Raw genomic sequence first — 24745 nt, 5'->3', positions numbered from 1 at the left:
GACCCCCTCAGGGCCTACTTGTAACCGAACTCGATGAGCGTACGGCCGCCGTTCTGGGATGTTCGGAAATTGCTCTTGCCCTCGCATCTGCCATTCTCGCCCGCGCTTCCCATTCTGCCGGTGTGCTTGCCGTTGTCGGAGGTGGGGGCGCCGAACTCGATCTTGTAGTGCGGGTAGGTCTGGGCGTTGCACGCGGCAGAGTGCCGCCGGCCCAATCACCGATCGCAGCGGGACGATCGATGCCGCGCGGCGACCGTACACTGGAACAGCACTCGCGGGAGTGGTGAAATTGGCAGACACGCAGGATTTAGGTTCCTGTGCCTTCGGGCGTGAGGGTTCAAGTCCCTCCTTCCGCACCCAATGAACGATGTTGTAACCCGGGCCCGAAGAAGCGGGTCTTGGGTTATAAGATCGCTCTCTTCATGAGAGCTGGCCTGCTGGTCGCGTGCCAGCTCGAGGGCTCCCTCGGTGAGGACGCGGGCTCCTTGGTGGTCGTCATGGTGCTCGGCGACCTGATCGGCCGGCTATCGCACTGTCCGCGCGCGTTCCAGGCTCGCCCGTAGCAGCTTCACGGCTCCCGGCGCTCACGACCGCCTCGACCATCGACCGGAGCCCCCATTCGAACGCCTCGGCGACCTCTCCGCCCAGGCGAAATGCACCGGTGAGTTCCATCGAGACGAAGCCGCTCGCCCACGCGGTGACCGTCCGCGCCGCCGGCAGCACCTCGGACGAGGGCACGAGTGCGGCGACGGCTCGGAAGACCGGCTCGGCGGCGTGCTCCAGGATCGCCTCAGACGGGCGCTCCGCGTGCGGGCCAGGTCCGAAGATCAGCCCATACGCGTGCGGCGACCGATGCGCGAACGCGCGAAACGCCCGCACTGCCGCGGCGAGCGCCCACGGCGGGTCGGTCTCGGCATCGACCGCCTCTGCGAGGTCGCGGCCCAGCTCGTCGACTGCGGAACCCGCCACGAGCCGGAGCAGCCCTCCACGCCCGTCGACGTGCTTGTACAGCGACGGACCTCGCACACCGACGGATGCCGCGACCGCAGCCATCGTCACCGCTTCAGGCCCGCGATCGTCGAGCAGGGTGCGGGCCGCCGCGACGATCTCGGCAAGGCTGGTGCGCTGGACTGCGGGCATCTCGCATCCTCTCAACGAAGACTATTGACGATAGCCTTCATGGCTAATTATAGTAGCCTTATGGAACTCGCTCCGGGATTGATTCGAGTCGGCAACGATAAAATCGCGATTCACGCGATCCTCACGCCCGACGTCGTCACACTCATCGATGCCGGCCTCGCCGGCCTCTATCGGCCCCTGCTGGGTGAGCTCGCGAAGCATGGCAAGAGTCCCGAAGACATCCGCGGGATCGTCTTGACCCACGGCGACTCCGACCACATCGGGTTCGCCGAGCGGCTGCGCACCGACTACGGCTTGCCCGTGTTCGTGCATTCCGCAGACGCCGAGCGCGCCAAGGGGAACGAGAGCACGAAGCCGGAGTGGGGTGGCATGCGCGTGCTGTCAACCCTCGGCTTCATAGCGTTCGCTGCGACTCGCGGGGGGCTGCGCACGCGTTACCTCGGCGAGGTCGTGACCATGACCGACGGCGACGGGCTCGATCTGCCGGGTTCCCCCGAGATCATCGGGATGCCGGGGCACTCGCCCGGCAGCATCGCCGTCCACGTCCCCGCGGTCGGGGCAGTGTTCGTCGGCGACGCCCTGACTACCCGACACGTGCTGACCGGACGGACCGGGCCGCAGCCGGCGCCGTTCACAGACGACCAGGCCGCGGCATCCGCGTCGCTCGATCGCCTCGTCGGCACCGAGGCCGAATGGGTCATCCCCGGGCACGGCCCCGCGTGGCACGGCAGCATCCCGGCGCTCATCGCGGCCTACCGCGCCGCCGAGTAGCCCCACTGCGAACGCCCGGCCCAGAGCGAGGGCATCTCGCAGAGGCGCGTGAACCTCGTGCATACCCGCGAGAGGTCTGGGCGGCGGTCGGCTGATGAGTATGGACTCCACGCCGGGCGGTGAGTGGTCTGGGGCGCCGCTGACCCAGCAGCAGCGCCCCAGATGCGCAACAAGCGACCACCCGAAGATCGCCTGCATCCGGAGAATATGCCGGGCGGGCGAAAACTCCCCCTCCACGACGTTTCCGAACCGCGCAGAGTCAACGCTACGGGCAGATTGTTCGAATTAGGTACGGTTGATTGGACTATGAGTGTCTAAGGGAGACGAAAATAGGTAGTCATGCGCTGTTCAGTGTGACGACGTGAGCGCTGTTCTAGCCGGAGCACCCGTCCAATCGGAGTGCTCACATGATGAGCACCTAACACCATTCGGTGCTGCGATTGAGACTCTCGGGTTCCGATCCGTTCCGAGAGCATGCATGCTCCGTTTTCTCGGCGCTTCCCAGGAAGTCTCGATACGCTTAGGTGTGCCTAAGCTAACCGCATCCAACCCGGCCGCCTTCGATGTCGCTCAGCACGTGCGCGAGAGCACGCTCGATGCGCACCGAGACGCCGAGGAGCGCCCGTTCATCGTCGCCCTCTTGAAGGGGGAACTCACTCTCGACGACTACACGCGCTATCTGGCACAGTACTGCTATGTCTACCAGGCCCTCGAGGCTCGCGCAGCACTCTCCGATGGTCCGGTCTTCGACCCGAACCTGGCTCGCCTCACGGCCATCGAATCCGACCTGGCCGCCCTCGGCGTCGTCGACAGACAAACGGAGCACCCGCCGTTGAGAGCGACATCGACCTATGCCGCGCATCTGCGCGCTCTCCCCCCGAACGACCTCGCACGCTACCTCGCGCACCACTACACCCGCTACCTCGGCGACCTCTCAGGCGGACAGGTCATCGCGCGGCTCGTCTCCCACCACTACGCGGCCACACCGGAGCAGTTGAGCTTCTTCCGGTTCGACGACATCGACGACATCGTGCACTACAAACGCGCGTACCGCGCCGCACTCAACAAGCTCGCACTCTCATTCGATGAGGTCGACGCGCTCGTCGAGGAGGTCAATGCCGCCTACCACTTCAACAGTGCCATCTTCGACGAGCTGGCTGCATAGCAGTGCTCCGCGCCGCCGCTCTCGACCAGCAACTCAGTGACCTGCTCTCGGATGTCGGAGTGCTGGTCTTCTATCTCGTCGTGTGGGGACTCGTCTTCGCAGGCACCGCGCTCTTCGTTGGTGCCTTCGTGCCGTTCGTCACAGGAGATTCCCTGCTCTTCGCCTCAGGACTCATCGCAGCGGCGGCATCCGGGGTCGACATCTGGGTTCTTGCGATCGGCACGGGCATCGCCGCCTTCCTCGGCGACCAGATCGGCTTCCTGCTCGGTCGCCGCTACGGGCGCCCCTATCTCGACAGACGCGGCGGGCCACGCACCCGCAAGGCGATCGACCGCACTGAGGCGTTCTATCGCACCTTCGGCTGGTGGTCGGTCGTTATCGCCCGTTTCATGCCGTGGGCACGCGTCTTCGTTCCGCTCATCGCAGGGGTCGGAAACATGGGCTACTACCGCTTTCTCACCGCGAACGTCGTCGGGGCGCTCGCCTGGGGCGTCGGCATCACGGTCGTCGGCTACTTCGCCGCCTCCATCCCGGAAGTCCGGGTGGCCGCCTATGTGATCGCGGGCGTCTTCATCTTCGCGGCGATCGTCGCAGGCATCCGCGCTTGGCGTGCCGACCGGGTCACCGCGGATACCTCCGAGGGATGATCTTGGGCGCCACCCGAGGTTCTCACACATGCCCTCGCTAGACTGCCCCTCGTGACGCATACCGCTTTGATCCCCTGGCTCGACCCGAACACGATCATCAACGGCGCTGGCCCATGGGCTCTGCTCGTCGTCTGTGCCATCGTCTTCGCCGAAACCGGACTGCTCGTCGGGTTCCTGCTCCCCGGCGACACACTCTTGATCATCTCCGGCCTGCTCACCCATTCGGTGTTCGTGTTCGGCGTCGACATCTGGTGGGTATGCCTCGCCATCGGCCTCGCCGCGTTCCTCGGCGGTGAGGTCGGCTACCTGATCGGACACAAATTCGGCCCACGCGTCTTCGAACGCAAGGAGTCCGGCCTCTTCAGTATCGAGAACGTCGAACGCACGAACGCGTTCTTCGAGCGTTTCGGCGCCATCGCCGTGATTCTCGCCCGATTTGTCCCCATCGTGCGCACCTTCGCCCCCGTCGCCGCGGGCGTCGGCCATATGAACTACCGCAAGTACAGCCTCTACAACCTCGTCGGCGCACTGATCTGGGGCGTGGGACTGAGCTATTTCGGCTACCTCATCGGCTACATCCCGCCCGTCGCGAACTTCGTCGAGAGCTACATCGACGTGATCCTCATCGGCGCCGTATTGCTGACGCTCATCCCCACGGTGTGGCACTATTTCCAGTCGTCCCGCAAGGCGAAGAGGTCGGCAGCGGCAGCGGACGCCACGACCATCGAGACCGTCAGAGCCGCCGAGAAGCTTACGCTCGAGCCCGAGGTCTTCGAACACCGCCCAGAACACAAATAAGCAGCAGAACACAAATAAGCACCAGAACACGAATAAGCAGCGGCCGCACGCAGCCCCGCCGTGCGGTCCGGCCGCTACGCGTGTGATTGCTCCTCATGCGCCGCGTGCTCGGCCGGCTCGAGCTGGAAGGTCGAGTGCTCCACATCGAAGTGTTCGGCCAGGCACTCCGAGAGCTTGTCGAGCAGGCAGTCCGGTCCGTCACCGACGAGCGCGCCTGGTTCTACGACGACATGCGCGCTGAAGACATGCGCCCCCGAGGTGATCGCCCACACATGCACATCGTGCACGTCGACGACACCGTCGGTCTCGAGGATATGGCGGCGGATCTCGGCCACATCGGTGTCGACCGGGACGGACTGGCTGAGCACACGGAACACATCCCTCAGCAACGAGAGCGCACGCGGCACGATCATCACCGCGATCGCGAGCGAGGCGATGGCGTCGGCCTTCTGGAACCCGGTCACGATGATGACGAACGCCGCGATGATCACGGCCACGGAGCCGAGCAGGTCGCCGAGCACCTCGAGGTAGGCCCCGCGCAGATTGATCGACTGTTTGGCCCCGCCCCTCAGCACCAGCAGGGCTGCGAGGTTCGCCCCGAGTCCGGCAACGGCCACGATCAGCATCGGAATGCTCTGCACCTCGATGTCAGAGCTCTCGAACAGCCTCCGCAGACCCTCGATCGACACACTGACGGCCACCCCGATGAGGATCATCCCGTTGACGAGGGCGGCGAACACCTCGGCCCGCTGATAGCCGTAGGTCTGCCGGTCCGTCGCGGGTCTCGCCGCGACGACGGTTGCCACGAGGGCGATGACCAGTCCGGTGAGGTCGGAGAACATGTGACCGGAATCGGCCAGCAGCGACAGTGAGCCACTCAACAGCGCCCCGGTGACCTCCACCACGAGGAAGGTGCCGATGATGCAGATCGCGACGACCAGTCGCGAGCGGTTCGTCGTCGCGGTCGCGTGGTTGTGATCGTGTCCCATTACCTCAACGCTAGGCGCGTCGCGAGCATCGCACCAGCCTCTATGCCCAATGAGGAATGAATGCCGTTATCATTCTCACCGACCGGAGAGGCCAGCCGGGATCCGCCGGCTGGCGTCGATCGGAAGAGACGGACTGCGGGGGTCAGCCGACCAGATCCCGCAGCAGCGGAACGAGGTTGGCGATCGCCCGCGCACGGTGGCTGTTGTCGTTCTTGATGTGCGGCGCGAGCTCAGCAGCCGTCACCGCGAAGCCGTCGGGCACGAAGATCGGATCGTAGCCGAAACCGTTGCTCCCGCAAGGCTCTGTGGCTAGGTGGCCGCTCCACTCGCCGACGACGACGTGCTCCGCGCTCCCGGCTCCCGCATCCGGAACCGCGAGCGCTATCACGCAGACGAACCGGGCGGTGCGGTGAGGATCGCGGATGTCACCGAGCTGGTCGAGCAGCAGCGCGAGGTTCGCGGCTCCATCGCCGTGCGCTCCTGCCCATCGCGCCGAGAAGATTCCCGGCGCGCCCCCCATGACGTCGACGCACAGGCCCGAGTCGTCGGCCAGGGCGATGCGGCCCGTGTGCTCAGACGCCGCGCGCGCCTTGATGAGGGCGTTCTCGGCGAAGCTCACACCGTCTTCGACCGGCTCCGGTCCGTCGTAGCCGTGCACGAGCAGTTCAGGTACGACTGCGCCGAGGATGCGCTGGAACTCGTCGACCTTATGCCTGTTGTGTGTGGCGAGCACGAGTTCGAGTGCCATCAGGAAATCGTCGCCTCCGCGCCGAGGGTGGCCGCCTGCAACCCGCTCAAGGTGGCGGCGCCGCCGACGGCGAGGTCGAGGAGCGAGTCGAGCTCACCTCGGTCGAACGGCGCGCCCTCGGCGGTCCCCTGCACCTCGACGAAGAGGCCGCGGCCCGTGACGACGACGTTCATGTCGGTCTCGGCGCGCACGTCCTCGACGTAGGCGAGGTCGAGCATCGGCTCACCGTCGATGATCCCGACCGAGACCGCCGCGACGCTATCGATGAGCGGTCGGGCCTTCTGCCCGATGAACTTCTTGCCGCGACCCCACTCGAGCGCATCGGCGAGTGCGACGTAGGCCCCGGTGATCGCGGCCGTGCGGGTTCCGCCATCCGCCTGCAGGACATCGCAGTCGATGAGGATGGTGTTCTCACCGAGTGCCTTCATGTCGACAACGGCCCGCAGGCTGCGACCGATGAGGCGGCTGATCTCGTGGGTGCGCCCACCGATCCTGCCCCGCACCGACTCGCGGTCCATACGCTCGTTCGTGCTGCGCGGAAGCATCGAGTACTCGGCCGTGACCCACCCCTTGCCCTTGCCTGCCATCCAACGGGGAACACCATTGGTGAAGGAGGCCGTGCACAGCACCTTGGTGCGGCCGAAAGAGATGAGGGCCGAGCCCTCGGCCTGCTCGCTCCACCCGCGTTCTATCGTGATCGGGCGAAGCTCGTTGAGGGCGCGGCCGTCGGCGCGAATGACGGTATTCACGGTGGTTCTCCTTCGTTCGGGGATGTCCGGGATGTTCGGGGCAGCTCGGCGAGGTGGACCACGCCGGTCTCGACAAGCTCGACACCCGAGATCTCGGGACCGATCAGGCGGTGGGCGAGGTCGAGAAAGTCGGATGCGCTATCGCCGGTCGCCTCGTAGCGGTAGCTCGGGGGCGTGTTCGCCGCACGCTCGAGCCCTCGGCTCACGAGCACCCGGTAGACGTCGTTGGCGGTCTCTGTGTCGCTCGAGACGAGCGACACATCCTCACCCATCACATAGGAGATGGCGCCCTTGAGGAACGGGTAGTGCGTGCATCCGAGCACGAGGGTGTCGATGCCGGCCGACTTCAGCGGGGCGAGATAGTCCTCGGCGACCGCCAGCACCTCGTCGCCCGTCGTGACGCCCGCCTCGACGAACTCGACGAAGCGCGGGCAGGCCTCGGAGAAGAGCTTCAACCTCGGCGCAGCCGCGAAGGCGTCGTCGTAGGCACGGGAGTTGATCGTGCCGACCGTGCCGATCACGCCGACCCGGTGGTTGCGCGTCGCGGCGACGGCACGACGCACCGCAGGCTGGATGACCTCGATCACCGGCACGCTGTAGCGTTCCCGGGCATCCCGCAGCATCGCGGCCGACGCCGTGTTGCAGGCGATGACGAGCATCTTGACGCCCTGCTCGACAAGGTCGTCGAGCACGTCGAGAGCATAGCCGCGAACGTCCGCGATCTTCTTGGGGCCGTACGGCGAATGCGCGAGGTCACCGATGTAGAGGATCGACTCCCCCGGCAGCTGATCTTTGATCGCCCGCGCGACCGTCAGGCCGCCGACTCCGGAATCGAAGATTCCAATGGGTGCATCAGTCACGACTGGCAAGCCTACTAGCCTCAACCGTGCGACTAGGCTGGCCTGCGTGATCAGCTCTCCGGCTCTCCTCACCGACCGTTACGAACTCACGATGGTGGATGCCGCCATCCAGAGTGGCACAGCCCACCGCGAGTGCATGTTCGAGGCCTTCGCCCGCCGTCTTCCGAACGGCCGGCGCTACGGTATCGTTGCTGGCACCGGACGGCTGATCGAACTCATAGGCGCCTTCCGCTTCGAGGATCCCGAACTCGACTGGCTGCGCGACAACGGCGTCGTGCGCCAGCCGACCCTCGACTGGCTCGCCGATTACCGGTTCAGCGGCTCGATCTGGGGCTACCAAGAAGGCGAGGCGTACTTCCCTGGCTCTCCGCTCATGACGGTCGAGTCGAGTTTCGCCGAGGGGGTCGTGCTCGAGACCCTCATTCTGAGCGTGCTCAACTACGACACCTCGGTCGCGAGTGCCGCCGCTCGCATGGTCTCGGTGAGTCTCGGGCGACCGATCGCCGAGATGGGATCCAGGCGCGCCAATGAGAAGTCCGCGATCGCCGCGGCTCGTGCGGCCTATATCGCCGGCTTCAGCGCGACGAGCAATCTCGAGGCCGGTCGCACCTGGGGAATCCCGACGATGGGAACGGCCGCACACTCGTTCACCCTCCTGCACGATACCGAGGAGGATGCCTTCCGTGCACAGGTGGCCGCCTTCGGCCTCGACACGACGCTACTCATCGACACTTACGACATCCGCAACGGCGTCGAACTCGCTGTGAAGGTCGCCGGACCGGGCCTGGGTGCCGTGCGCATCGACTCCGGCGATCTGCCGACCGTGGTCGAGGCGGTGCGCGAGCAACTCGACTCGCTGGGCGCCGTCGGCACGAAGATCACCGTCACGAGCGATCTCGACGAATACACGATCGGGGCGCTCTCTGGCGCCCCCGTCGACGCCTACGGCGTCGGCACCTCCGTGGTCACCGGGTCCGGGGCTCCCGCAGCCGGCATGGTATACAAGCTCGTCGCTCACAAGGGTGACGGCGAGGAGTGGATACCGGTCGCCAAGACCAGCGCCCAGAAGATGAGCGTCGGCGGACGTAAGACCGCGGTGCGTCGTCTGGACTCCACGCGCACCGCACGCGAGGAGATCATCTACGTCGGCGACGGGCCGGAAGGGGAACCGGAGGGCAGCCCGGACTCGAGCCGTGAGCGCCGACTCATGATTCCGCTCATTCGAGACGGCGTGGCGGACGAGCGTTACCTCGGGAGGGAAGGAACGGTTCGGGCACGCCAGCATCGAGCATCCGTCATGCAGGAACTGCCCGTCGAGGCGTTCCGTCTCGGCCATGGGGAGCCCGTGATCCCGACCGTGTATCGCTAGAACGCCCCCGGCCAGGCGACTATTCGGCCTTGAGCCGCTCGTAGATCTCTTTGCACATCGGGCATACAGGGAACTTCTCAGGGTCACGACCCGGTGTCCACTTCTTGCCGCACAGGGCCTTGACCGGCTTGCCCGTCATAGCCGACTCGAGGATCTTCTCCTTCTTCACGTAGTGCGAGAAACGCTCGTGGTCACCGGGCTCGACGGACTCTTGGTTCAGCAGTTCCTCGAGCTCGCGATCGAGCGTCGAGGTGCCGCCGCCTGGGTGCCCTGGGTCGGCGATGCTCGCGCGGAACTGTTCAGTCATGCTTCCAGCGTATCCCGATGCCGGCCATGGAGGCCTCATGCGCGGAGTGCCGAGGCCAGCATCTCCGGTCCGCGACGCTCGAAGGTGCGCGACCCGAACCAGATGCCCCCGAAGAGGACGAGCAGCCCTGTACCACAGCCGACGAGGAGGGACACGACATGCCAGGCGGAATCGACGAAGAAGCCCAGCAGTGCAAGACCGATGGCCGGCAGGGCGAGCACGAGGGAGCCGAGGAGCGTGAGGGATTGCACGAACGAGGCGGCTGTGCCCGAGGCCTGCGGCTGGGCGAACGGGCTGTCACCCGGTTTCGGCACCGGGTAGGGGAAACGCGCGGAGGTGTAGCTCCCGAAGCCGAGGCCTGCCAGGAACAGGCAGGTGCTCACACCGAGAAGCGACGGCATGACGCTCCAGTCACGGTAGAAGAGCGTGCTCAGGCCGGTGCCGATCGCGATGACGACGACGCCGAGGGCGAGCGCGGGAACGAGCCGGCCGACCCGGTCGGAGAATCCCCTGGTGCCCGATACGACATGAAGCCAGATCGCCGTGCTGTCATAGGCAACGTCGTTGTGGGTCGTCCAGCCGAGGAACAGGCTCATGACCGGAACCGGGAGGAGCGCGAGGGCCGAGACGGGAATGCCGCCGATGTTCAAGGTCAGGACAAGGATGACGGGCAGCACCGGGATCATGATGAGGGACACCCAGTAGCGCGAGTCCCTGGTCCAGTAGGTGATGCTGCGTGCGGCGACGGCGCCCGTCGCATTGTGCGGCATTCGGTCGAACCACCCGATGCCGTGATACGACCTGGCCTGCGCCTCGCGGCCTGGCGTGACGAGCATGCGCACGACGAGCCGCTGCCAGGCCAGCCAGAGCACGCCGAGAGTCGCTGCGGCGATGAGCAGCTTCAGCATGGCTGCACCCCACGATCCGTTCGCCGCGTCGGCAGGGACGGCCCAGACCGCTCCAAGCGGAGTCCAGCTCAGGATGCCGGCAATAGCCTCGAGCACCGTGCGGCCCTGCCTGCCCCAGTCGACGTTGCTCAACAGGATGATGAGGGGCGAGATCATCACGATCAGCAGGAGGCCGATCGCGCCGGTGAACTCGCGCGAACGTCGCGTGGAGAGCAGGAACGAGGCGATCGAGGTCGTCACCCTGGTCGCGAGCATGCAGGTCGCGAGCGCGAGCACGGCCGCGACGACTGCGAGCGCCGTCTCGCCGAGGCCGCGGGTCCAAGTCACGACGAACCCGACGAGCACGATCACGAGGACGAGTGCCGGGATTCCGAGGAAAGCCGACACGGCGAGCCCCAGCGAGAGCTCACGGTTTTCGACGCCGAACAGAGCGAACTTTCGTGGATCCATGGTGTCGTCAACGCCGAAGACCAGAGGGAAGACGAGGAATCCGAGCATGACGAGCGAACCGGCGATGACCGTCGCGTCGCGGATGACGTCGACGGCGTCGACGAACCGCAGTCCGATGAGCATGCCGGCCAGGGTGACCGCGAGCCCGAGTCCGTAGACCAGTCCGACGACGATGCCGACGACTTGCCAGGGGCTACGACGGAAGAGATTGCCGAGCAGCCGGAGTTTCAGTCCGAGAAGCTGTGCAACCATTCCATCCCCTCCGCAGCCTTGCGCCCGCCCGCGAGCTCGACGAAGCGGTCCTCGAGCGGCTTGCCCTCGCGCACCTCGTCGAGCGTTCCCGCCGCGAGCACACGGCCCTGCACGATGATCGCGACGCTGTCGCACACCCGTTCGATGAGGTCCATCCCGTGGCTCGAGAGCACGACGGTTCCTCCAGCGGTCACGTACCTCTGCAGGATCTCGGTGAGATTCGCAGCCGAGACGGGGTCGACGGCTTCGAACGGCTCGTCGAGCACGAGCAGTCGAGGCGAGTGGATCATCGCGCACGCGAGCGCGATCTTCTTGGTCATGCCAGCAGAGTAGTCGGCGACGAGCCGGTTGAGCGCGTCCTCCAGCCCGAAGGCCGAGGCGAGGTCGTTTGAGCGGGCACGGACGGTCTCGCTGTCGAGACCGCGTAGCGCACCGGCGTAGTAGAGGAGTTGGGCTCCGGTCAGACGGTCGAAGAGCCTGAGACGGTCGGGCAGCACGCCGATGGCGCGCTTGGCTTCGACGGGTTTCGCCCACACATCGATGCCGTGCACGAAGACGCGTCCGGTGTCGGGCCGAAGCAGACCGGTCACCATGGACAGCGTCGTCGTCTTTCCTGCGCCGTTCGGCCCGACGATGCCATAGAACGAACCGGCGCGCACCTGCAGGTCGATTCCGGCCACGGCGACGTTGTCGCCGAACTGTTTGACCAGTCCGGAGATTTCGAGCACGACCTTCGCGGTCACGGGCGGGGCGACCGCCGCAGGCTTCTTCTGAGGAGCCGGTCGCGCCGCGCGCTTCACCGGGAACTCGGCGGTGTCCCGGGTCTCGGCACTCGTCTCCTCGGTAGCGGTCTCCGCGGATGACTCCGCCGCCGCGCGCTCGGTCACGAGCTCGGCCGCCGTCTGCTTCGCGTTCGCGCGCTGGGCTGTCCTCCGCGCTGCGGCGGCCTTGGCCGTGCTGCTGCGCTCGGCGGTCGATCGCACCGTGGTTCGGGCTGTGGCGGCTCGCGCCGTGCGTGGCGCACGAGCGGCTGCAGGCTCCTTGGCGGGGGCACCTTTCGCCGCGGTATCCGGCGTCGCAACGTCTGCGGCAGCGGCGTCGCTCGTCGCAGGCGTCGCCTTGGCAGCCTTCGTGCGTGTCGCGGTGGACTTCGTCGAGTTCGAGCGGACGGAGGTGCTCTTGGCCGTTGCCGTTCGTGCGGAAGCCGTCGAGCGAGCACTGTTCGTCCTCGTACGGGTCGTCTTCGGCTTGGCAGATGCCGGCTCGCGCTTCGCCTGCTCCGCCGTTCCCTCGGAATCAGCCATACCGTCCGTCACCACAGACTCGGCGGCCCCCTTCGGGGCACTCTCCTCGACGACGTCTGAAGGCCCCGACATCGCGCTCGTCTCTTGCGTCGAAGGAGGATGCGGCACTGAAGTCACCCCGCCAACCTACCAATTCCCCCGGGCACCCCGCCCGATTCCCCGTGTGTATGATGCAATCCGTAGCTGAGAATATGCCCAGCAGGCTGTGACGAACGCGCAGGCGCAACGATTACTCCCCCGACCGGGTGGCACGCTATGCTGATTTTGGCACAACGGCGTGTCCTTACGTGAAATTTGGGGTAAATCGTAGGCAAACTTCCGAGAACGGTGGTTTCAACAGCGATGAGCCCTTTATCTATGAGGAGCCTATCGTGACCACCCAGGTCGTCATTCTTGCCGCAGGCATGGGGAGTCGTCTCGGTCGATCCCTCCCCAAGCCGCTCACCGAGTTGGGCGACGGCCGCACGATCATGCGTCAGCAGTTCGACAACATCGAGCACGCATTCGGACACAGCGCCAGGGTGTCCATCGTCGTCGGCTACAAGCTTGAGCACATCATCGAGGCCTTCCCCCACACGTCTTTCGTCTACAACGAGCAGTACGACCAGACCAACACCTCGAAGAGCCTCGTGCGCGCACTTCAGGCGTCGCAGCCCGGCGGCGTGCTCTGGATGAACGGCGATGTCGTGTTCGACCCGATCGTGCTCGAGCGCGCCGCGGTGATGGTCGCACGCGACCAGTCGTTCGTGACCGTCAACACCTCGGAGGTCTCGGGCGAAGAGGTCAAGTACACGACGAGTGCCGAGGGTTACATCAAAGAGCTCTCCAAGACCGTCAAGAACGGTCTCGGCGAAGCCGTCGGCATCAACTACATTTCAAGCGCCGACAAAGCCACGCTGCAGCGTCACCTGATCAAAGTCGGAAACCAAGACTACTTCGAGCGCGGGATCGAGTTGGCCATCGAGAAAGACCGCATGCTCGTCGAGCCGGTCGACATCTCCGACCTCTACGCGGTCGAGGTCGACTTCGCCGAGGACCTGGCCCAGGCCAACCTCTACGTCTAGCATCGCGCAGCTCGCGGGGCCGAACCCCATGCCCCCTACGATAGACCCCGTGAGTTCCGATGCCGAGGAGCGGCAGCACTGGTCGCCGTTCGCACGCTACCGCCATTCCCTGTGGCTGCTCACCCGTCGCGACCTCCGCGTCCGCTACTCCACCTCTGCGCTCGGATACGTGTGGTCGATCCTCGACCCGCTCCTCATGTCTGCGATCTACTGGTTCGTCTTCACGCAGGTCTTCCAGCGCCCTGTCGGCAGTGAGCCGTATATCGTGTTCCTGCTCTCTGCTCTGCTGCCCTGGATGTGGTTCAACGGAGCGGTCTCCGATTGCACCCGGGCCTTCCTCCGTGAGGCCAAATTGATCCGTTCCACCAAGATTCCGCGCACGATCTGGGTCAACAGGCTCATACTCTCCAAGGGAATCGAGTTCCTGGCGTCGATTCCCGTGCTCGCGTTGTTTGCGATCGTGTCGGGAGCGGTCATCACCATCGGCGCCGTCTATTTTCCGCTCGCCATCCTCATCCAGGCGATGCTCACGGTCGGCATCGGGCTGGTCGTCGCCCCTCTCGTCGTCTTCTTCCGCGACCTCGAGCGCGCGATCAAGCTCGCGCTGCGTTTCCTCTTCTACGCCTCGCCTATCATCTATGGAGCAACCGATCTACCGGCGAACCTGCATTTCTGGGCGGCGTTCAACCCGCTCACGGGCATCTTCGGCCTCTACCGCGCCGCCTTCTTCCCCGGTCAACTCGACTGGTTCAGCGTGATCGTCGCCACGGTCATGTCCGCGGGCGTCCTCGTGCTCGGGCTCTTCGTGTTCCAACGCGTCGAACGCGCCGTGTTGAAAGAGATCTGATGGCGAACGCGACGAGGACCGCCACGCAGGAGACCGTCATCCACGTCGACGACGTCGGCATCCGATTCCGCCGCAATCGACGAGGACGACGCACTTTCAAGGACCTCTTTGCGAGCAGGAATCGACGCAGCCGCCCTGACGAGTTCTGGGCGCTGCGTCACCTGTCGGTCGAGGTGCGCGCGGGCGAGGCCATTGGCGTCGTCGGGCGCAACGGACAAGGCAAGTCGACTCTCCTGAAACTCGTCGCCGGGGTCATTCTGCCCGACGAGGGCAGCGTCGAGGTGAGCCTGGGTGTCGCTCCCCTCATCGAGATCACCGGCGGCTTCGTCGAGGACCTCTCGGTGCGCGACAATGTCTACCTCACAGCCGGTCTGCACGGGATGACGAGACCGATGATCGACGCGCGGTTCGACGACATCATCGACTTCGCCGAGATCGGCGGCTTCCTCGACACCCCTTACAAGCATCTGTCGAGCGGCATGAAAGTGCGTATCGCCTTCGCTGTGATCTCTCGCTTGGAAGAGCCGATCATCCTCGTCGACGAGGTGCTCGCTGTTGGAGATAAGGCTTTCCGCGAGAAGTGCTATCGCCGCATTGAGGAATTGCTCGCCGACGGTCGCACTCTCTTCTTCGTCTCGCACAACGAGCGCGATCTGCGCCGTTTCTGCACGCGGGGCCTCTATCTCGACAAGGGCAGGCTCGTGCTCGACGGCACGATCGCCGACGTTCTCGCCCGCTACGACGAGGAGTACGGGCCTGCCTGAGTTGCAGGCACTCCTCCTCCACAACCGCGTTCTTCCTTCAGTCGCCAACAGTGTCTGTCGGAAAGCCTGAATCGGGTGCGCTCAACGTCGGACGCCGCGGTTACCGTGTCTGCATGTTGCGAGCCGTCGACCCCCACGACTCCCCTTCGGAGTCGGCCTACCGCGTGCCATGGCGCATCGATCGCGGGGCCGCGCCCCGCTATGAGCTGCTCAACGTCGGGCACGAACGGCTTGTCGGCATCCATCTCGCCCTCCTCGGAACAGGTGCGCTCATCTGGGGACTTCCGACCGCGCTGAGCCCCGGCCAGCGCTTCTCGTTCATTCTGCACTCTGACGACCCTTCGCGGGCGACCGTCGTGCTCGTTCGCTGGTTTCGGCCCGATGGCGCAGAGTACCTCTGGCGGGTGAGCTTCTAGCACCCCCGCTCCCCGCCTCCGGCCTGCTCAGCTCCTGGCCTTGCGTTCCCTGATGAGGTCGGCGGCAGTGAGCCTGTGGGACCGCGGAGGAAGGTGGTCGAGACCGATACCTCTCACAAGGTCACCCGGGTCGACGTCGAGCACACCCGCGACCCGCACGATCGTCGTCAGGCTCGGATTCGCCTGCCCTCGTTCGATCTTGCCCAGATTGGTCACGTGGATCTCCGCGAGATCGGCCACGTCCTCCTGGCTCAAACCCAGACGCAGGCGGGATTCCCGTACGCGTGCGCCGAGCAATCGAGCTGCATCGGAGTGCGCGGAAACCATCCCTCATGACTACGCGCCCCTCGCGAGAGTATCCAGAGCGCCTGTGACTCATGCTTATATACCTCTAGCATAATGAGGATGAGCGCTGTCAGCGCCTGACCACCCGAGGACATACCGAGATATGGGCAAATCGCTACTTGAGCAGCTTCCCGAGATCGTCAAGGCCGGCAAACGACAGGCCCAACAGATCCTCGAGCAGCTCGAAGGCAACAATCGAGTCGGCCTGCAGACCCGCGAACTCGTCATTCCCTCGCGCGACACAGCCGGCCTCTACTCCTCCGGCCACACTCCGGACGTCGTCCCCGAGCACCCGAATCGCCTTATCTACGGTGACAACCTCCTCGCCATGGCCGCGTTGCTCGCGGGGGACGAGAACACCCCGAGTCTCCGCGACAAGATCGCACTCATCTACATCGATCCCCCCTACGACTCGAAGGCCGACTATCGCAGCAAGATCTCGCTTCCGCGGGCGGAGCTGAGCCAGCTGAGCACAACACTCGAGCAGTTCGCATACTCGGACACCTGGCGAAACGGCACCGCCTCCTATCTCCAGATGCTCGTGCCGCGGCTCGTCCTCATGCGCGAACTCCTCGCCGAGCGAGGCTCGTTCTATGTGCACTTGGACTGGCACGTCGGTCCCTACGTCAAGATCGTTCTCGACGAGGTGTTCGGACGCGAGAACTTCGTGCGCGAGATCGTATGGGCCTTCGACACGAAGTCGGGGTACAAGAGCGCCGTTTCGAACTGGGTGCGCAGCCACGACACGATCTTCTACTACGCGAAGAGCACACGCGGGCGGAGGTTCACCAAGCAGTACACCCCCTACGACGAGAGGTATCTGCAGAGATTCAAGAAGGATGACGGCGACGGTCGTCTCTACCGGGATGACCGAGGCAGCGGAGTCAAACAGTACCTCGATGAGCTGAAAGGGGTCCCCGTCGGCGACGTCTGGGGAGACATCCCGTCATTCCAGCAGAACGCCACGGCTGCCGAGTACCTGGGATACAGCACTCAGAAGCCGGCGTCGCTCCTGCGGCGGATCATCCTCGCCTCGAGCGAACCTGGAGACATCGTCGCCGACTTCTTCGGGGGATCGGGGACGACAGCTGCGACCGCCGAAGAACTGGCACGGCGATGGGTGACCTCGGACTTCGGCAAGCCGGCCACGATGATCACAAGGAAACGACTCGTCGACGCCGACGCGAAGCCTTTCCTCTATCAGGCGATCGGCGACTACCAGGTCGAACAGGCCCGTAGTGCACTCGGGCGCAAGTTCCGGGTCGGCGACCTCTCGCAGACGGTGCTCGACATCTACGGCGCACTCCCGCTGCCTCCCGCGGAAAACGTCAACGGCTCACTGGGCCGGTCAGCCGACGGCCGACAGCTCATCGTCGTCGAGAGTCCTTCGCGACTGACCACATTGTCATCGTTGCGACGCGCGCAAGGATACAGAGACGGCAAACTCGGCGGCTTCGACAAGGTCGTCGTCCTCGGCTGGAACTTCGTCGCCGATATCGGCAAGACCATCGAGCTCCTCGACGATCCCGCCCTGGATGTCCGGGTGATCCCTCCGGATCTGCTCGACCAGCTGAAGAAGAAAGGCAAAGAGGGCTTGACCGGGAACATCCGCTTCTCGACCCTGCAGTACCTCAGCGCACACCTGGAGACTCGTGTCATCGCTGAGGCCACCGAGGATCTGCAGATCCGTCTCGACAACTACGTCCTGCTCGATCCGCAGGCGATCAATCTCAACGAGGCGAATCGCGAGACCCTGCTGGAAATCATGAACGCCGAGCCACTCGCTCTGATCGAGTATTGGGCGGTGGACCCCGACTACGACGGTGAGCTGTTCCGCTCGGTATGGCAGGACTATCGCGGCAACACGGCGAACGACGCCGACCCCCTGCGCGTGGTGACCGACGCCTCTCTCACCGTCGAACGACTCGACCGGGAGCGCCGGATCTGCGTCCGCGCCGTCGACGTCTTCGGGTTCGAATCCGAGGTCGTGCTCTCCATCCCAGCGGCCGAACGATGACTCTCGGATTCGAGGTCTTCCCGCTTGCCGAGAACCTCTACAAGAAATTCGCCGACGACATCCCGGCCATCGAAGCCGGCGCGCCGAACCGGTTCCTGCAACAGGTGACACCGATCACGGCCTCACTCCTGAAGCACTGGTTCCAGACGGACTACGTGGATACTCGCGGCCCCAACTTCCATGTCGGCCAACGTGATGCGATCCTCTCGATCGTCTACGCGCACGAAGTCCTCGCAACCGCCTCGTTGCAGGAACTGTATGCCGCAGTCGCACCTCACGCGATGCTCGACGGCGATGTCCTGAACGAAGTCACGCTCGGACGGAACCGGTATCCGAAGTACGCCGCCAAGATGGCGACAGGAACCGGCAAGACCTGGGTGCTGAACGCCCTCCTCCTGTGGCAGTATCTCAATCGTTCCGCAGATCCGAACGACGAGCGATTCACGAGCAACTTCCTCATCGTCGCACCGGGCCTCATCGTCTATGACCGCTTGCTCGACTCGTTTCTCGGCAAGCTTCGCGACGAGACCCGCGACTTCGAGACCAGTGACATCTATGCCCAGCGCACGCTTTTCGTCCCCGAGACATATCGCAGCCAGGTCTTCGGCTTTCTGCAGTCCTCGGTGATCACCAAGCACGACATCGGTCGCAAAGTCACCGGCTCGGGCATGGTCGCGATCACGAACTGGCATCTTCTGGCAGGCAAGGAGGACCCGGATTTCATTGACGACGACGAACGTTCCGGCACAAAGATCGGTGCCAAGGAGCTGGCGCGTCGAGCACTGCCCCTCAGTCCCGGAATCACGACGGGCAATGCGCTCGATGCACTCGATCGTCGCTATCTCCGTGGCAGACCACTCGAGTCATTGAAAGACCTCCCCGATCTACTCGTTTTCAACGACGAGGCGCACCATGTGCACGCTATCAAGAAGGGAGAGCAGACGAGCGAGGTGGAGTGGCAGAGGAGCCTTATCGAGATCGCCTCGACGAAAGGGCGGCGTTTCACACAGATCGACTTCTCGGCGACCCCGTACAACGAGACGGGGTCGGGCAGAAAACGGGGCAAGCGGTATTTTCCTCACATCGTCGTCGACTTCGATATGCGATCGGCCATGAAACACGGTCTCGTCAAGGCGCTGGCCCTCGACAAGCGCAAGGAGGTCGCGGCTCTGCCGCTTGACTTCGCCTCCGAGCGCGATGAGCAGTTGCGCGTCGTCGGGTTATCGAACGGCCAACGCGTCATGCTGCGCGCAGGACTCAAGAAGCTCGAGATCCTCGAAGAGCAGTTCTCGAAGGCCGGCCCCGACAAGCATCCCAAGCTCCTCGTCGTCTGCGAGGACACGAACGTCACGCCATATGTCGAGGGCTTCCTCAGAGAACAGGGATACTCCGACGAGGACTTCCTGCGAGTGGACTCCGGGAAGAAGGCTGAACTCGGCCAACAGGAATGGGAACCGGTTCGTGAGCTTCTCTTCGACATCGATCGCCATCGACAGCCGAAAGTCGTCATCTGCGTACTGATGCTCCGAGAAGGATTCGATGTCGACAACATCTGCGTTATCGTGCCACTCCGATCGAGCCAGGCGTCGATCCTTCTCGAACAGACCATCGGTCGGGGCCTTCGCCTGATGTGGCGTGGCGACGAGGCGATCGAGGAGCTGAAAGCGGAAACACGGTCCAGGATCACACGGCGGCAGGAACCGAGAAACTACTTCGACGTCTTGTTCGTCATCGAGCATCCGGCGTTCGAAGCGTTCTACGACGAGCTTCTCGGTGGCGAGTTGGTTGGCCGAGTCGGGGATGACGGCGACGGCACCCGAGCGACGGGCGACCTCGAGACCGTTGGGCTGCGCGAAGGCTTCGAAGCCTATGACTTCGAGATCCCGTTCGTCCTTCGCGAGGCCGATGAAGAGCTCACGGCACCGCTCATCGATCCACTCGCCCTTCCCGTCAGCAAGTATCCTCTACACGATCTGCTGCAGATCATCGGCAACGGCGACCGGTTCTCCTCGATCGACGCTCAGACGAAGACCCAGTTCGGCGACTACCGTGTCGACGGCGGTGTGATGACTGCGACCGGATACAACGACTTCCTGTCTCGCATCACGACTCGCATCGCGGAGGCGCACGCTCGCGCCTTCGTCGCGACGAGCAAGCAGTACAACACGATCAGCCATTTTCCGATGCTCCTCGCCTATAAGCCGATGATCCTCGGCTGGCTGGACACCTACATTCGGCGACGCTTGTTCGGGTGCGAGTTCGATCCAGCGCTCGGAGAGAACTGGCGGGTCCTCTTGATCGACGATGTCGCTCAAGACATGGCCGGAGCGGTGGGGAGCCTTCTCGTCGAGATGCAGGCGAATACACCGATTGTGGTAGCCGAGGTCATGTACCGACGAGTCTCCGAAGTGTCCGAGATCACTGTGAGATCGACGGCGGGCGTCGACGCGCTCAAGTGCGTCTACCCACGCCTACCGATTCCCTCACGCGGCGGCGGGCTCGAACGTCTCTTCATCGAATGGGCGGACTCCGACACCCACATCGAGGCATTCGTCAAACTCCACGAGTACCAGCACGATTTTCTGCGCCGACCGTATCTGAAGGCCGATGGAATGCCCGCACAGTACTCACCTGACTTTCTGGTGCGCACTCGGCACGAGATCTTCGTGGTCGAGACCAAGGCTCAGAGCGCCCTGAGCGACGAGAACGTTGCGCGAAAGAAACGATCCGCGCTCGCCTGGGTCGACCAACTCAACGACCTCGCGCCCGAGCAGCGAGGCGACCGCGAGTGGAACTATGTCCTCCTGGGCGAGACGGCGGTGCGATCGTGGCATGACAAGGGCGCACGCGTCTCCGAGCTGCTGTACAACGCGCGGCTCACGGCGGCTCTCCCAAGCGCGCCGACGACGCTGATCTAGCTCGTGTCATCCAGACGAGCTGAGCAGAGGCTAGAAGGGCGGAGACTCTCCCGGTGGACCGACCGCAGTGTTGTCGAAGGAGCGCTCGGGAAAGGTGTCGTGGAGGCGACCGGCGGGCGACGTCCAGCGGATGACACCCGCCGGGAGTTGCTCGGCCCGCCAGTCGGAGTTGTGTTTGAGGCGATGGTGTTTGCGGCACAGATGGGCGAGATTGTCGTGCCTCGTCTCGCCGTCGAACTGCCAGGGCCGAGTGTGGTCGAGGTCGCATCGAACGGCACGCCGTGTGCAACCCGGGAATCGACAGACCCCGTCACGCAGTCGCAGGTAGTGCTTGAGCTCTGCGGGAACCCGGTAGCTCTTGCGACCGAAGGAGACGAACGCGCCCGTCTCTGGATGGGTCAGGATGCGAAAGAACGATGGCGCATCGGCAGCAAGCCTTCGCGCGGTCTCTGCGTCGATCGGACCGTATCCGTCGAGCACAGCGGGTTCGTCCGAGTGTCCGAGGAGCGTCAGCACTGGAACGGTGACGAAAACCGTGGGGCGCACAGCGGCGATGCCACCTGTGCAGGTGCCGCTCGACGACTCCTCGCCCCGGGAGATCGTGCCGTTCAGCAATAGGTCTGCCGCGACATCCGCTTCGGCCTGGGCACGCGTGCGGGGCTCTGAGCGGATGTCGCCGTCGCCCAGCACATGGCCGGCCAGGGCTTCGAGTCGAGAAGCGATTGCCGCAGCCTGGTCGCTCGCCAGGTAAAGCGTGATCCAGGACATGCCGTCACGGTCGGCCTCGACGGACACACGGCGATCGCGGCGAGATCGGCGGAGGCGCTCGGCGATCGACTCGGGGTGCAGGCGCTCGCGCAATCGACGGGCCAGCTGTCGGAACTGCGCGGGCGATAAAGCAAGGGCCAGCGGGAGTGCTGAACTCTCGTACAGAGCCCGCATGCCAAGGGGAAGCGCGGCCGCCTGAGCCAGAATCTCCCGCACATGCGGTCTGCCGATATCACCCCGTTCGAGCGCGTCGAGGGTCGTAGGGAACTCGTTCACGAGCGTACGGGCATCATGCACGAGTTCTAGAACGGTGCGTTCGTGCATTCCCAGGGCGGCTGCGATCTCGGCGGCGAGACTGCGCATGGCGAACTCCCGAGAGAGAGCCGCGCTCCTGCCGGAGCCGTCGGCGGTCGCCATCATGTGCAGCCTCGCCTGCTCGATCAGTCGATACTGGTCGGCTTGAGCGGCACGGATCGTCTCATCGTCGCGCCTGATGTCGCGCACGATCTCGTGGAGCCCTGCGTCGTCGAGCCCTGCGTCGTGGAGCCCTGCGTCGTGGAGCCCTGCGTCGTCGAGCCCTGCGTCGTGGAGCCCTGCGTCGTGGAGCCCTGCGTCGTGGAGCCCTGCGTCGTGGAGCCCTGCGTCGTGGAGCCCTGCGTCGTGGAGCCCTGCGTCGTGGAGCCTCGCGCCGGCAGTTGCAGCAACACCTGTCCGGATAGCGGCGGCAGCGCCGTCCGGCAACGCCCGGCCACTAGCCAGGGTCATTGTCGGCTCGGTTTCCATGGCCATAGTCAAGCAGGATCCACTGACATCGACGTTTCTGAATGCCCTGGTCAGGCTGTTATTTGTGGACAAATCTGGGACTTCCGGACTGTGCAGGACGAGACCTCCGCTCATGGACGGAAATTTCGCGCAATCCGGCAGCCTAGGATCATAGCGATGGCCAGGAAAACGAAACCGATCATCTCAGAGACCGGTGGCACCCCCAAAGGCGGTGAGCTGCCGCACCCTGTCGTGCGCGGAATCGACCGGGTCATGGCGGTCCATCGGCCCGTCGTGCTCTCGCACATTCGAGTCATCCGTCGCCGCAACCCTACCGCGACGCCCGAGCAGATCGTGAGGATCCTCGAACGTCGCTACCTCGCAGCCGTGACGACGGGCGGCGCTGCTGTCGGCGCCACTGCCGTGGTTCCCGGTATCGGAACGGGAGTGACTCTCGCGTTGTCGGGTGTCGAGACGGCGGGCTTCCTCGAAGCCACCGCTCTCTTCGCCCAGTCGGTCGCCGAAGTTCACGGCATCTCGGTCGACGATCCCGAGCGCGCCCGCGCCCTCGTCATGACGCTCATGCTCGGTCGAGAAGGGTCCGACCTCGTGCGACAGCTCGCCGCGCAGTTCGGCGGAGGAGGCGTCGTTCGTCATCTCTACTGGGGCGAGCTCATCACGAGCAGCTTGCCTGCCGCGGTCGTCGGCCCGCTCGCGGACCGGCTCAAGACTGCGTTCATCCGCCAGTTCGCGGCGCGTGGCGGAGCGAGCTTCCTCGCCAAGGCCGTGCCGTTCGGCATCGGGGCCGCAATCGGCGGAGTCGGCAACAACATCCTCGGCCGCCGTGTGCTGCGGAACTCCCGCGTGGCTTTCGGCTACCCTCCTCCAGCGTTTCGCCTGGAGCTGGACCCGCGACCGCGCGAGATCACGCTTCGCGGGTCGGCGACTCGACGGGTCACGGAACTCGGACGTACCGTGGGACGCGGCGTCGGAACGGCCGTGCAGAAGGCATTGCCGCGAGGTATGAAGGCGGCGGATGTCGCGACGGATGCTCAGGAGAGCGACCAGCCGTTCTCACGCCCGTCCTAGAGTTCGTCCTCTTCGGACCGATCGTGGTAGTCGTCGACCTCGCCGTCTGCCGCATGAAGCGCGGCATTGTGCTCCCATTCGTCCATGAGGTGCTGAACGGCAGTATGGAACCGAGCGGTCGCGACTCCCGGTGTGGTGTCGCCGAAGTAGTAGCGCACCCAGCGCGCCAGCCGTCTGCGGCCCTCGTCACCGTGCGAGACGTCATCGACGATGCTCACGATGTTCGCGGCGTCCTCGGCTTTCAACCACTCGCAGTCCGATAGGTAGCCGCCCGTGTCGATCTGCACTCCAGAATCGGCTGGCCGGGTTACGATGAGCGGCTTCCCCGCCGCGAGCCTGTCGTAGACCATGGCCGAGATGTCGACGATCGCGACATCCGCCGCCGCAAGCTGCCAACCGAGCTCTGCGCCCGTGTCGCAGAAATGGTGCGCTGAAGGGTCGGCAGCGTTCGCGAGCCCGATCATGTGCAGGATCTCGCGATTCGCGGCCCCGTATGCGTGGTCGACGACGCCGCTGCGCGGATGCGGGCGGTAGACCAGCCGATGGCGCCTCGTTGTGAGCAGTGCCCTCACGAGCTCGACACCATGGGAGGCGATGGAGCCGTAGGCCGCGGCGGCCCGGTCTCCTTCCCAGGTCGGGGCGTACAGCACGACCTGGCGCTCGTCGGGCGTGTAGGGCAGCCGCCCGCTATAGAAGTCGGCCTGGGGCCGCCCGATCGCGATGGCACGTTTGTCGAAGTCGAAGTCCCAGAGCACCTTGTTCAGTCGCGAGAGGGCGGCATCCCCCGCCACGAAGGAGTAGTCGTAGGCCTTGAACTGGTTCGTGGTCATGTACACCTTGTCGCTTTCACCATGATTGATGAAAACGTGCCAGCGTCGACCGTAGCGCATCATCTGGAAGTTCTTCGCGTTCTGATTGACGTAGAAGACGATCCGGATATCCTGTTCGGCGATCACCTGCTCGAGGTCGGAAACCTGCCGAACGTAGGCGACAGGGATGGGCGACTCGTCGAGGATCGTCAACGCCGCTTCGGATGCCCTGCTTAGGATGAGCACCGGCCAGGTCTTCGACAACTCGGCGAGCGGTTTGTACCACTGCCTGAGCTGGTACATGTTGACCACGCCGTCAGCGAAGTAGACCGCGACGACGAAACGATGCGGTTCGAGCGGAGCCTGTGCGGCGAGTCTTCTCCGCAGCGTCTTCTGCGCCCGACGGTTTGAGAGCGCACTCTTGACCATCGTGACGGCGAGTCGCGCGTCTCTCGTCAATCCCACGTTTTCAAGCGTAACGATTCGCTT

At 64.7% G+C, this 24745-nt stretch carries 24 protein-coding genes and 1 tRNA gene; 13 read left to right on the top strand and 12 right to left on the bottom strand.

All coding sequences use genetic code 11. From position 1 onward, the window contains the following. Window positions 1-14: 14 nt before the first annotated feature. Window positions 15-215, bottom strand: coding sequence for a hypothetical protein (locus ACFQB0_RS03095; RefSeq protein ID WP_386727453.1), 201 nt, complete (start codon window positions 213-215; stop codon window positions 15-17). Between the two features lie 59 nt (window positions 216-274). On the opposite strand from ACFQB0_RS03095, the gene ACFQB0_RS03090 reads away from it, so the two are divergent. Continuing rightward, window positions 275-356, top strand: a tRNA-Leu gene (locus ACFQB0_RS03090). 139 nt (window positions 357-495) lie between these two features. Here the strand turns inward: ACFQB0_RS03090 and ACFQB0_RS03085 are convergent. Further along, a complete protein-coding gene (locus ACFQB0_RS03085) occupies window positions 496-1140 on the bottom strand; it encodes a TetR/AcrR family transcriptional regulator (RefSeq protein ID WP_386727450.1) in 645 nt (214 codons plus the stop codon). A gap of 60 nt (window positions 1141-1200) precedes the next feature. Here ACFQB0_RS03085 and ACFQB0_RS03080 point away from each other — a divergent pair, with 60 nt between their 5' ends. The 4 genes from ACFQB0_RS03080 (at window position 1201) to ACFQB0_RS03065 (ending at window position 4521) form a co-directional block, all read left to right on the top strand. After that, complete coding sequence (locus ACFQB0_RS03080; RefSeq protein WP_386727447.1) at window positions 1201-1911, top strand: MBL fold metallo-hydrolase; 711 nt, start codon at window positions 1201-1203, stop codon at window positions 1909-1911. 526 nt (window positions 1912-2437) lie between these two features. Further along, window positions 2438-3076, top strand: coding sequence for a biliverdin-producing heme oxygenase (locus ACFQB0_RS03075; RefSeq protein WP_386727445.1), 639 nt, complete (start codon window positions 2438-2440; stop codon window positions 3074-3076). Window positions 3077-3078: 2 nt separating this feature from the next. Next, the gene (locus ACFQB0_RS03070; RefSeq protein WP_386727442.1) at window positions 3079-3723 is read left to right on the top strand and encodes a DedA family protein; all 645 of its coding nucleotides are present in this window, start codon (window positions 3079-3081) and stop codon (window positions 3721-3723) included. Window positions 3724-3774: 51 nt separating this feature from the next. Then, the gene (locus ACFQB0_RS03065; protein WP_386727440.1) at window positions 3775-4521 is read left to right on the top strand and encodes a DedA family protein; all 747 of its coding nucleotides are present in this window, start codon (window positions 3775-3777) and stop codon (window positions 4519-4521) included. A 74-nt stretch (window positions 4522-4595) separates the two neighbouring features. On the opposite strand, the gene ACFQB0_RS03060 is transcribed toward ACFQB0_RS03065, so the two are convergent. From ACFQB0_RS03060 to murI, 4 genes are all read right to left on the bottom strand, one after another. Further along, on the bottom strand, window positions 4596-5510 hold the full coding sequence (locus ACFQB0_RS03060) for a cation diffusion facilitator family transporter (RefSeq protein ID WP_386727437.1): 915 nt from the start codon (window positions 5508-5510) through the stop codon (window positions 4596-4598). Window positions 5511-5652: 142 nt separating this feature from the next. Further along, window positions 5653-6258 carry an RdgB/HAM1 family non-canonical purine NTP pyrophosphatase gene (rdgB, locus tag ACFQB0_RS03055; RefSeq protein WP_386727435.1) on the bottom strand — a complete coding sequence of 202 codons (606 nt, stop codon included), beginning with the start codon at window positions 6256-6258 and terminating at the stop codon, window positions 5653-5655. After that, on the bottom strand, window positions 6258-7007 hold the full coding sequence (gene rph / locus ACFQB0_RS03050; RefSeq protein ID WP_386727432.1) for a ribonuclease PH: 750 nt from the start codon (window positions 7005-7007) through the stop codon (window positions 6258-6260). Before rph ends, rdgB begins: the two co-directional genes overlap by 1 nt. Continuing rightward, window positions 7004-7867: a glutamate racemase gene (gene murI / locus ACFQB0_RS03045; RefSeq protein ID WP_386727430.1), complete on the bottom strand. Its 864-nt coding sequence runs from the start codon at window positions 7865-7867 to the stop codon at window positions 7004-7006. The genes rph and murI overlap by 4 nt, the downstream gene beginning before the upstream one ends. Window positions 7868-7913: 46 nt before the next feature. Here murI and ACFQB0_RS03040 point away from each other — a divergent pair, with 46 nt between their 5' ends. Further along, window positions 7914-9236, top strand: a complete 1323-nt coding sequence (locus tag ACFQB0_RS03040; RefSeq protein WP_386727428.1) for a nicotinate phosphoribosyltransferase — start codon at window positions 7914-7916, stop codon at window positions 9234-9236. Window positions 9237-9255: 19 nt separating this feature from the next. Here ACFQB0_RS03040 and ACFQB0_RS03035 read toward each other — a convergent pair whose 3' ends face one another. The 3 genes from ACFQB0_RS03035 to ACFQB0_RS03025 are packed head-to-tail and all read right to left on the bottom strand — an operon-like array spanning window position 9256 to window position 11881. Beyond that, the gene (locus ACFQB0_RS03035) at window positions 9256-9543 is read right to left on the bottom strand and encodes a DUF3039 domain-containing protein (protein WP_386727426.1); all 288 of its coding nucleotides are present in this window, start codon (window positions 9541-9543) and stop codon (window positions 9256-9258) included. Between the two features lie 35 nt (window positions 9544-9578). Beyond that, entirely contained in the window at window positions 9579-11153 is a 1575-nt protein-coding gene (locus tag ACFQB0_RS03030; RefSeq protein ID WP_386727423.1) for a hypothetical protein, read from the bottom strand. Next, window positions 11129-11881: an ABC transporter ATP-binding protein gene (locus ACFQB0_RS03025; protein ID WP_386729617.1), complete on the bottom strand. Its 753-nt coding sequence runs from the start codon at window positions 11879-11881 to the stop codon at window positions 11129-11131. Before ACFQB0_RS03025 ends, ACFQB0_RS03030 begins: the two co-directional genes overlap by 25 nt. A gap of 947 nt (window positions 11882-12828) precedes the next feature. On the opposite strand from ACFQB0_RS03025, the gene ACFQB0_RS03020 reads away from it, so the two are divergent. The 4 genes from ACFQB0_RS03020 to ACFQB0_RS03005 are packed head-to-tail and all read left to right on the top strand — an operon-like array spanning window position 12829 to window position 15548. Further along, complete coding sequence (locus ACFQB0_RS03020) at window positions 12829-13521, top strand: phosphocholine cytidylyltransferase family protein (RefSeq protein WP_386727420.1); 693 nt, start codon at window positions 12829-12831, stop codon at window positions 13519-13521. Between the two features lie 28 nt (window positions 13522-13549). Continuing rightward, on the top strand, window positions 13550-14368 hold the full coding sequence (locus ACFQB0_RS03015; RefSeq protein ID WP_386727418.1) for an ABC transporter permease: 819 nt from the start codon (window positions 13550-13552) through the stop codon (window positions 14366-14368). Continuing rightward, entirely contained in the window at window positions 14368-15132 is a 765-nt protein-coding gene (locus ACFQB0_RS03010) for an ABC transporter ATP-binding protein (RefSeq protein ID WP_386727415.1), read from the top strand. Before ACFQB0_RS03015 ends, ACFQB0_RS03010 begins: the two co-directional genes overlap by 1 nt. 50 nt (window positions 15133-15182) lie before the next feature. Next, a complete protein-coding gene (locus ACFQB0_RS03005; RefSeq protein ID WP_386727412.1) occupies window positions 15183-15548 on the top strand; it encodes a hypothetical protein in 366 nt (121 codons plus the stop codon). A 27-nt stretch (window positions 15549-15575) separates the two neighbouring features. Here ACFQB0_RS03005 and ACFQB0_RS03000 read toward each other — a convergent pair whose 3' ends face one another. Beyond that, a complete protein-coding gene (locus ACFQB0_RS03000) occupies window positions 15576-15875 on the bottom strand; it encodes a helix-turn-helix domain-containing protein (RefSeq protein ID WP_386727411.1) in 300 nt (99 codons plus the stop codon). 121 nt (window positions 15876-15996) lie between these two features. Between ACFQB0_RS03000 and ACFQB0_RS02995 the strand changes: the two genes are divergently transcribed. Next, the gene (locus ACFQB0_RS02995) at window positions 15997-17910 is read left to right on the top strand and encodes a site-specific DNA-methyltransferase (protein WP_386727408.1); all 1914 of its coding nucleotides are present in this window, start codon (window positions 15997-15999) and stop codon (window positions 17908-17910) included. Further along, entirely contained in the window at window positions 17907-20828 is a 2922-nt protein-coding gene (locus ACFQB0_RS02990) for a DEAD/DEAH box helicase family protein (RefSeq protein ID WP_386727406.1), read from the top strand. The genes ACFQB0_RS02995 and ACFQB0_RS02990 overlap by 4 nt, the downstream gene beginning before the upstream one ends. 30 nt (window positions 20829-20858) lie before the next feature. Here the strand turns inward: ACFQB0_RS02990 and ACFQB0_RS02985 are convergent, their stop codons facing one another. Beyond that, window positions 20859-22379, bottom strand: a complete 1521-nt coding sequence (locus tag ACFQB0_RS02985) for an HNH endonuclease (protein ID WP_386727403.1) — start codon at window positions 22377-22379, stop codon at window positions 20859-20861. Window positions 22380-22535: 156 nt separating this feature from the next. On the opposite strand from ACFQB0_RS02985, the gene ACFQB0_RS02980 reads away from it, so the two are divergent. Then, a complete protein-coding gene (locus tag ACFQB0_RS02980; protein ID WP_386727401.1) occupies window positions 22536-23447 on the top strand; it encodes a hypothetical protein in 912 nt (303 codons plus the stop codon). Here the strand turns inward: ACFQB0_RS02980 and ACFQB0_RS02975 are convergent. Continuing rightward, on the bottom strand, window positions 23444-24721 hold the full coding sequence (locus ACFQB0_RS02975; protein ID WP_386727398.1) for a CDP-glycerol glycerophosphotransferase family protein: 1278 nt from the start codon (window positions 24719-24721) through the stop codon (window positions 23444-23446). The two genes, ACFQB0_RS02980 and ACFQB0_RS02975, sit on opposite strands and share 4 nt — an antisense overlap. Window positions 24722-24745 lie beyond the last annotated feature (24 nt).

The organism is Luethyella okanaganae, from assembly GCF_042660285.1.
Lineage (GTDB): Bacteria > Actinomycetota > Actinomycetes > Actinomycetales > Microbacteriaceae > Luethyella > Luethyella okanaganae.
Note: the sequence above shows the minus strand (reverse complement) of the source record. Positions and strands in the feature narration are given on the sequence as shown.

What these genes read in the sequence shown, in the direction of transcription:
- ACFQB0_RS03060 (WP_386727437.1), bottom strand. Translation starts at nt 5,510, where the DNA reads ATGGGACACGATCACAACCACGCGACCGCGACGACGAACCGCTCGCGA.
- ACFQB0_RS02995 (WP_386727408.1), top strand. Translation starts at nt 15,997, where the DNA reads ATGGGCAAATCGCTACTTGAGCAGCTTCCCGAGATCGTCAAGGCCGGC.
- ACFQB0_RS03035 (WP_386727426.1), bottom strand. Translation starts at nt 9,543, where the DNA reads ATGACTGAACAGTTCCGCGCGAGCATCGCCGACCCAGGGCACCCAGGC.
- ACFQB0_RS02990 (WP_386727406.1), top strand. Translation starts at nt 17,907, where the DNA reads ATGACTCTCGGATTCGAGGTCTTCCCGCTTGCCGAGAACCTCTACAAG.
- ACFQB0_RS03030 (WP_386727423.1), bottom strand. Translation starts at nt 11,153, where the DNA reads ATGGTTGCACAGCTTCTCGGACTGAAACTCCGGCTGCTCGGCAATCTC.
- ACFQB0_RS02980 (WP_386727401.1), top strand. Translation starts at nt 22,536, where the DNA reads ATGGCCAGGAAAACGAAACCGATCATCTCAGAGACCGGTGGCACCCCC.
- ACFQB0_RS03015 (WP_386727418.1), top strand. Translation starts at nt 13,550, where the DNA reads ATGCCCCCTACGATAGACCCCGTGAGTTCCGATGCCGAGGAGCGGCAG.
- rdgB (WP_386727435.1), bottom strand. Translation starts at nt 6,258, where the DNA reads ATGGCACTCGAACTCGTGCTCGCCACACACAACAGGCATAAGGTCGAC.
- ACFQB0_RS03085 (WP_386727450.1), bottom strand. Translation starts at nt 1,140, where the DNA reads ATGCCCGCAGTCCAGCGCACCAGCCTTGCCGAGATCGTCGCGGCGGCC.
- ACFQB0_RS02985 (WP_386727403.1), bottom strand. Translation starts at nt 22,379, where the DNA reads ATGGAAACCGAGCCGACAATGACCCTGGCTAGTGGCCGGGCGTTGCCG.
- ACFQB0_RS03000 (WP_386727411.1), bottom strand. Translation starts at nt 15,875, where the DNA reads ATGGTTTCCGCGCACTCCGATGCAGCTCGATTGCTCGGCGCACGCGTA.
- ACFQB0_RS03010 (WP_386727415.1), top strand. Translation starts at nt 14,368, where the DNA reads ATGGCGAACGCGACGAGGACCGCCACGCAGGAGACCGTCATCCACGTC.
- ACFQB0_RS03080 (WP_386727447.1), top strand. Translation starts at nt 1,201, where the DNA reads ATGGAACTCGCTCCGGGATTGATTCGAGTCGGCAACGATAAAATCGCG.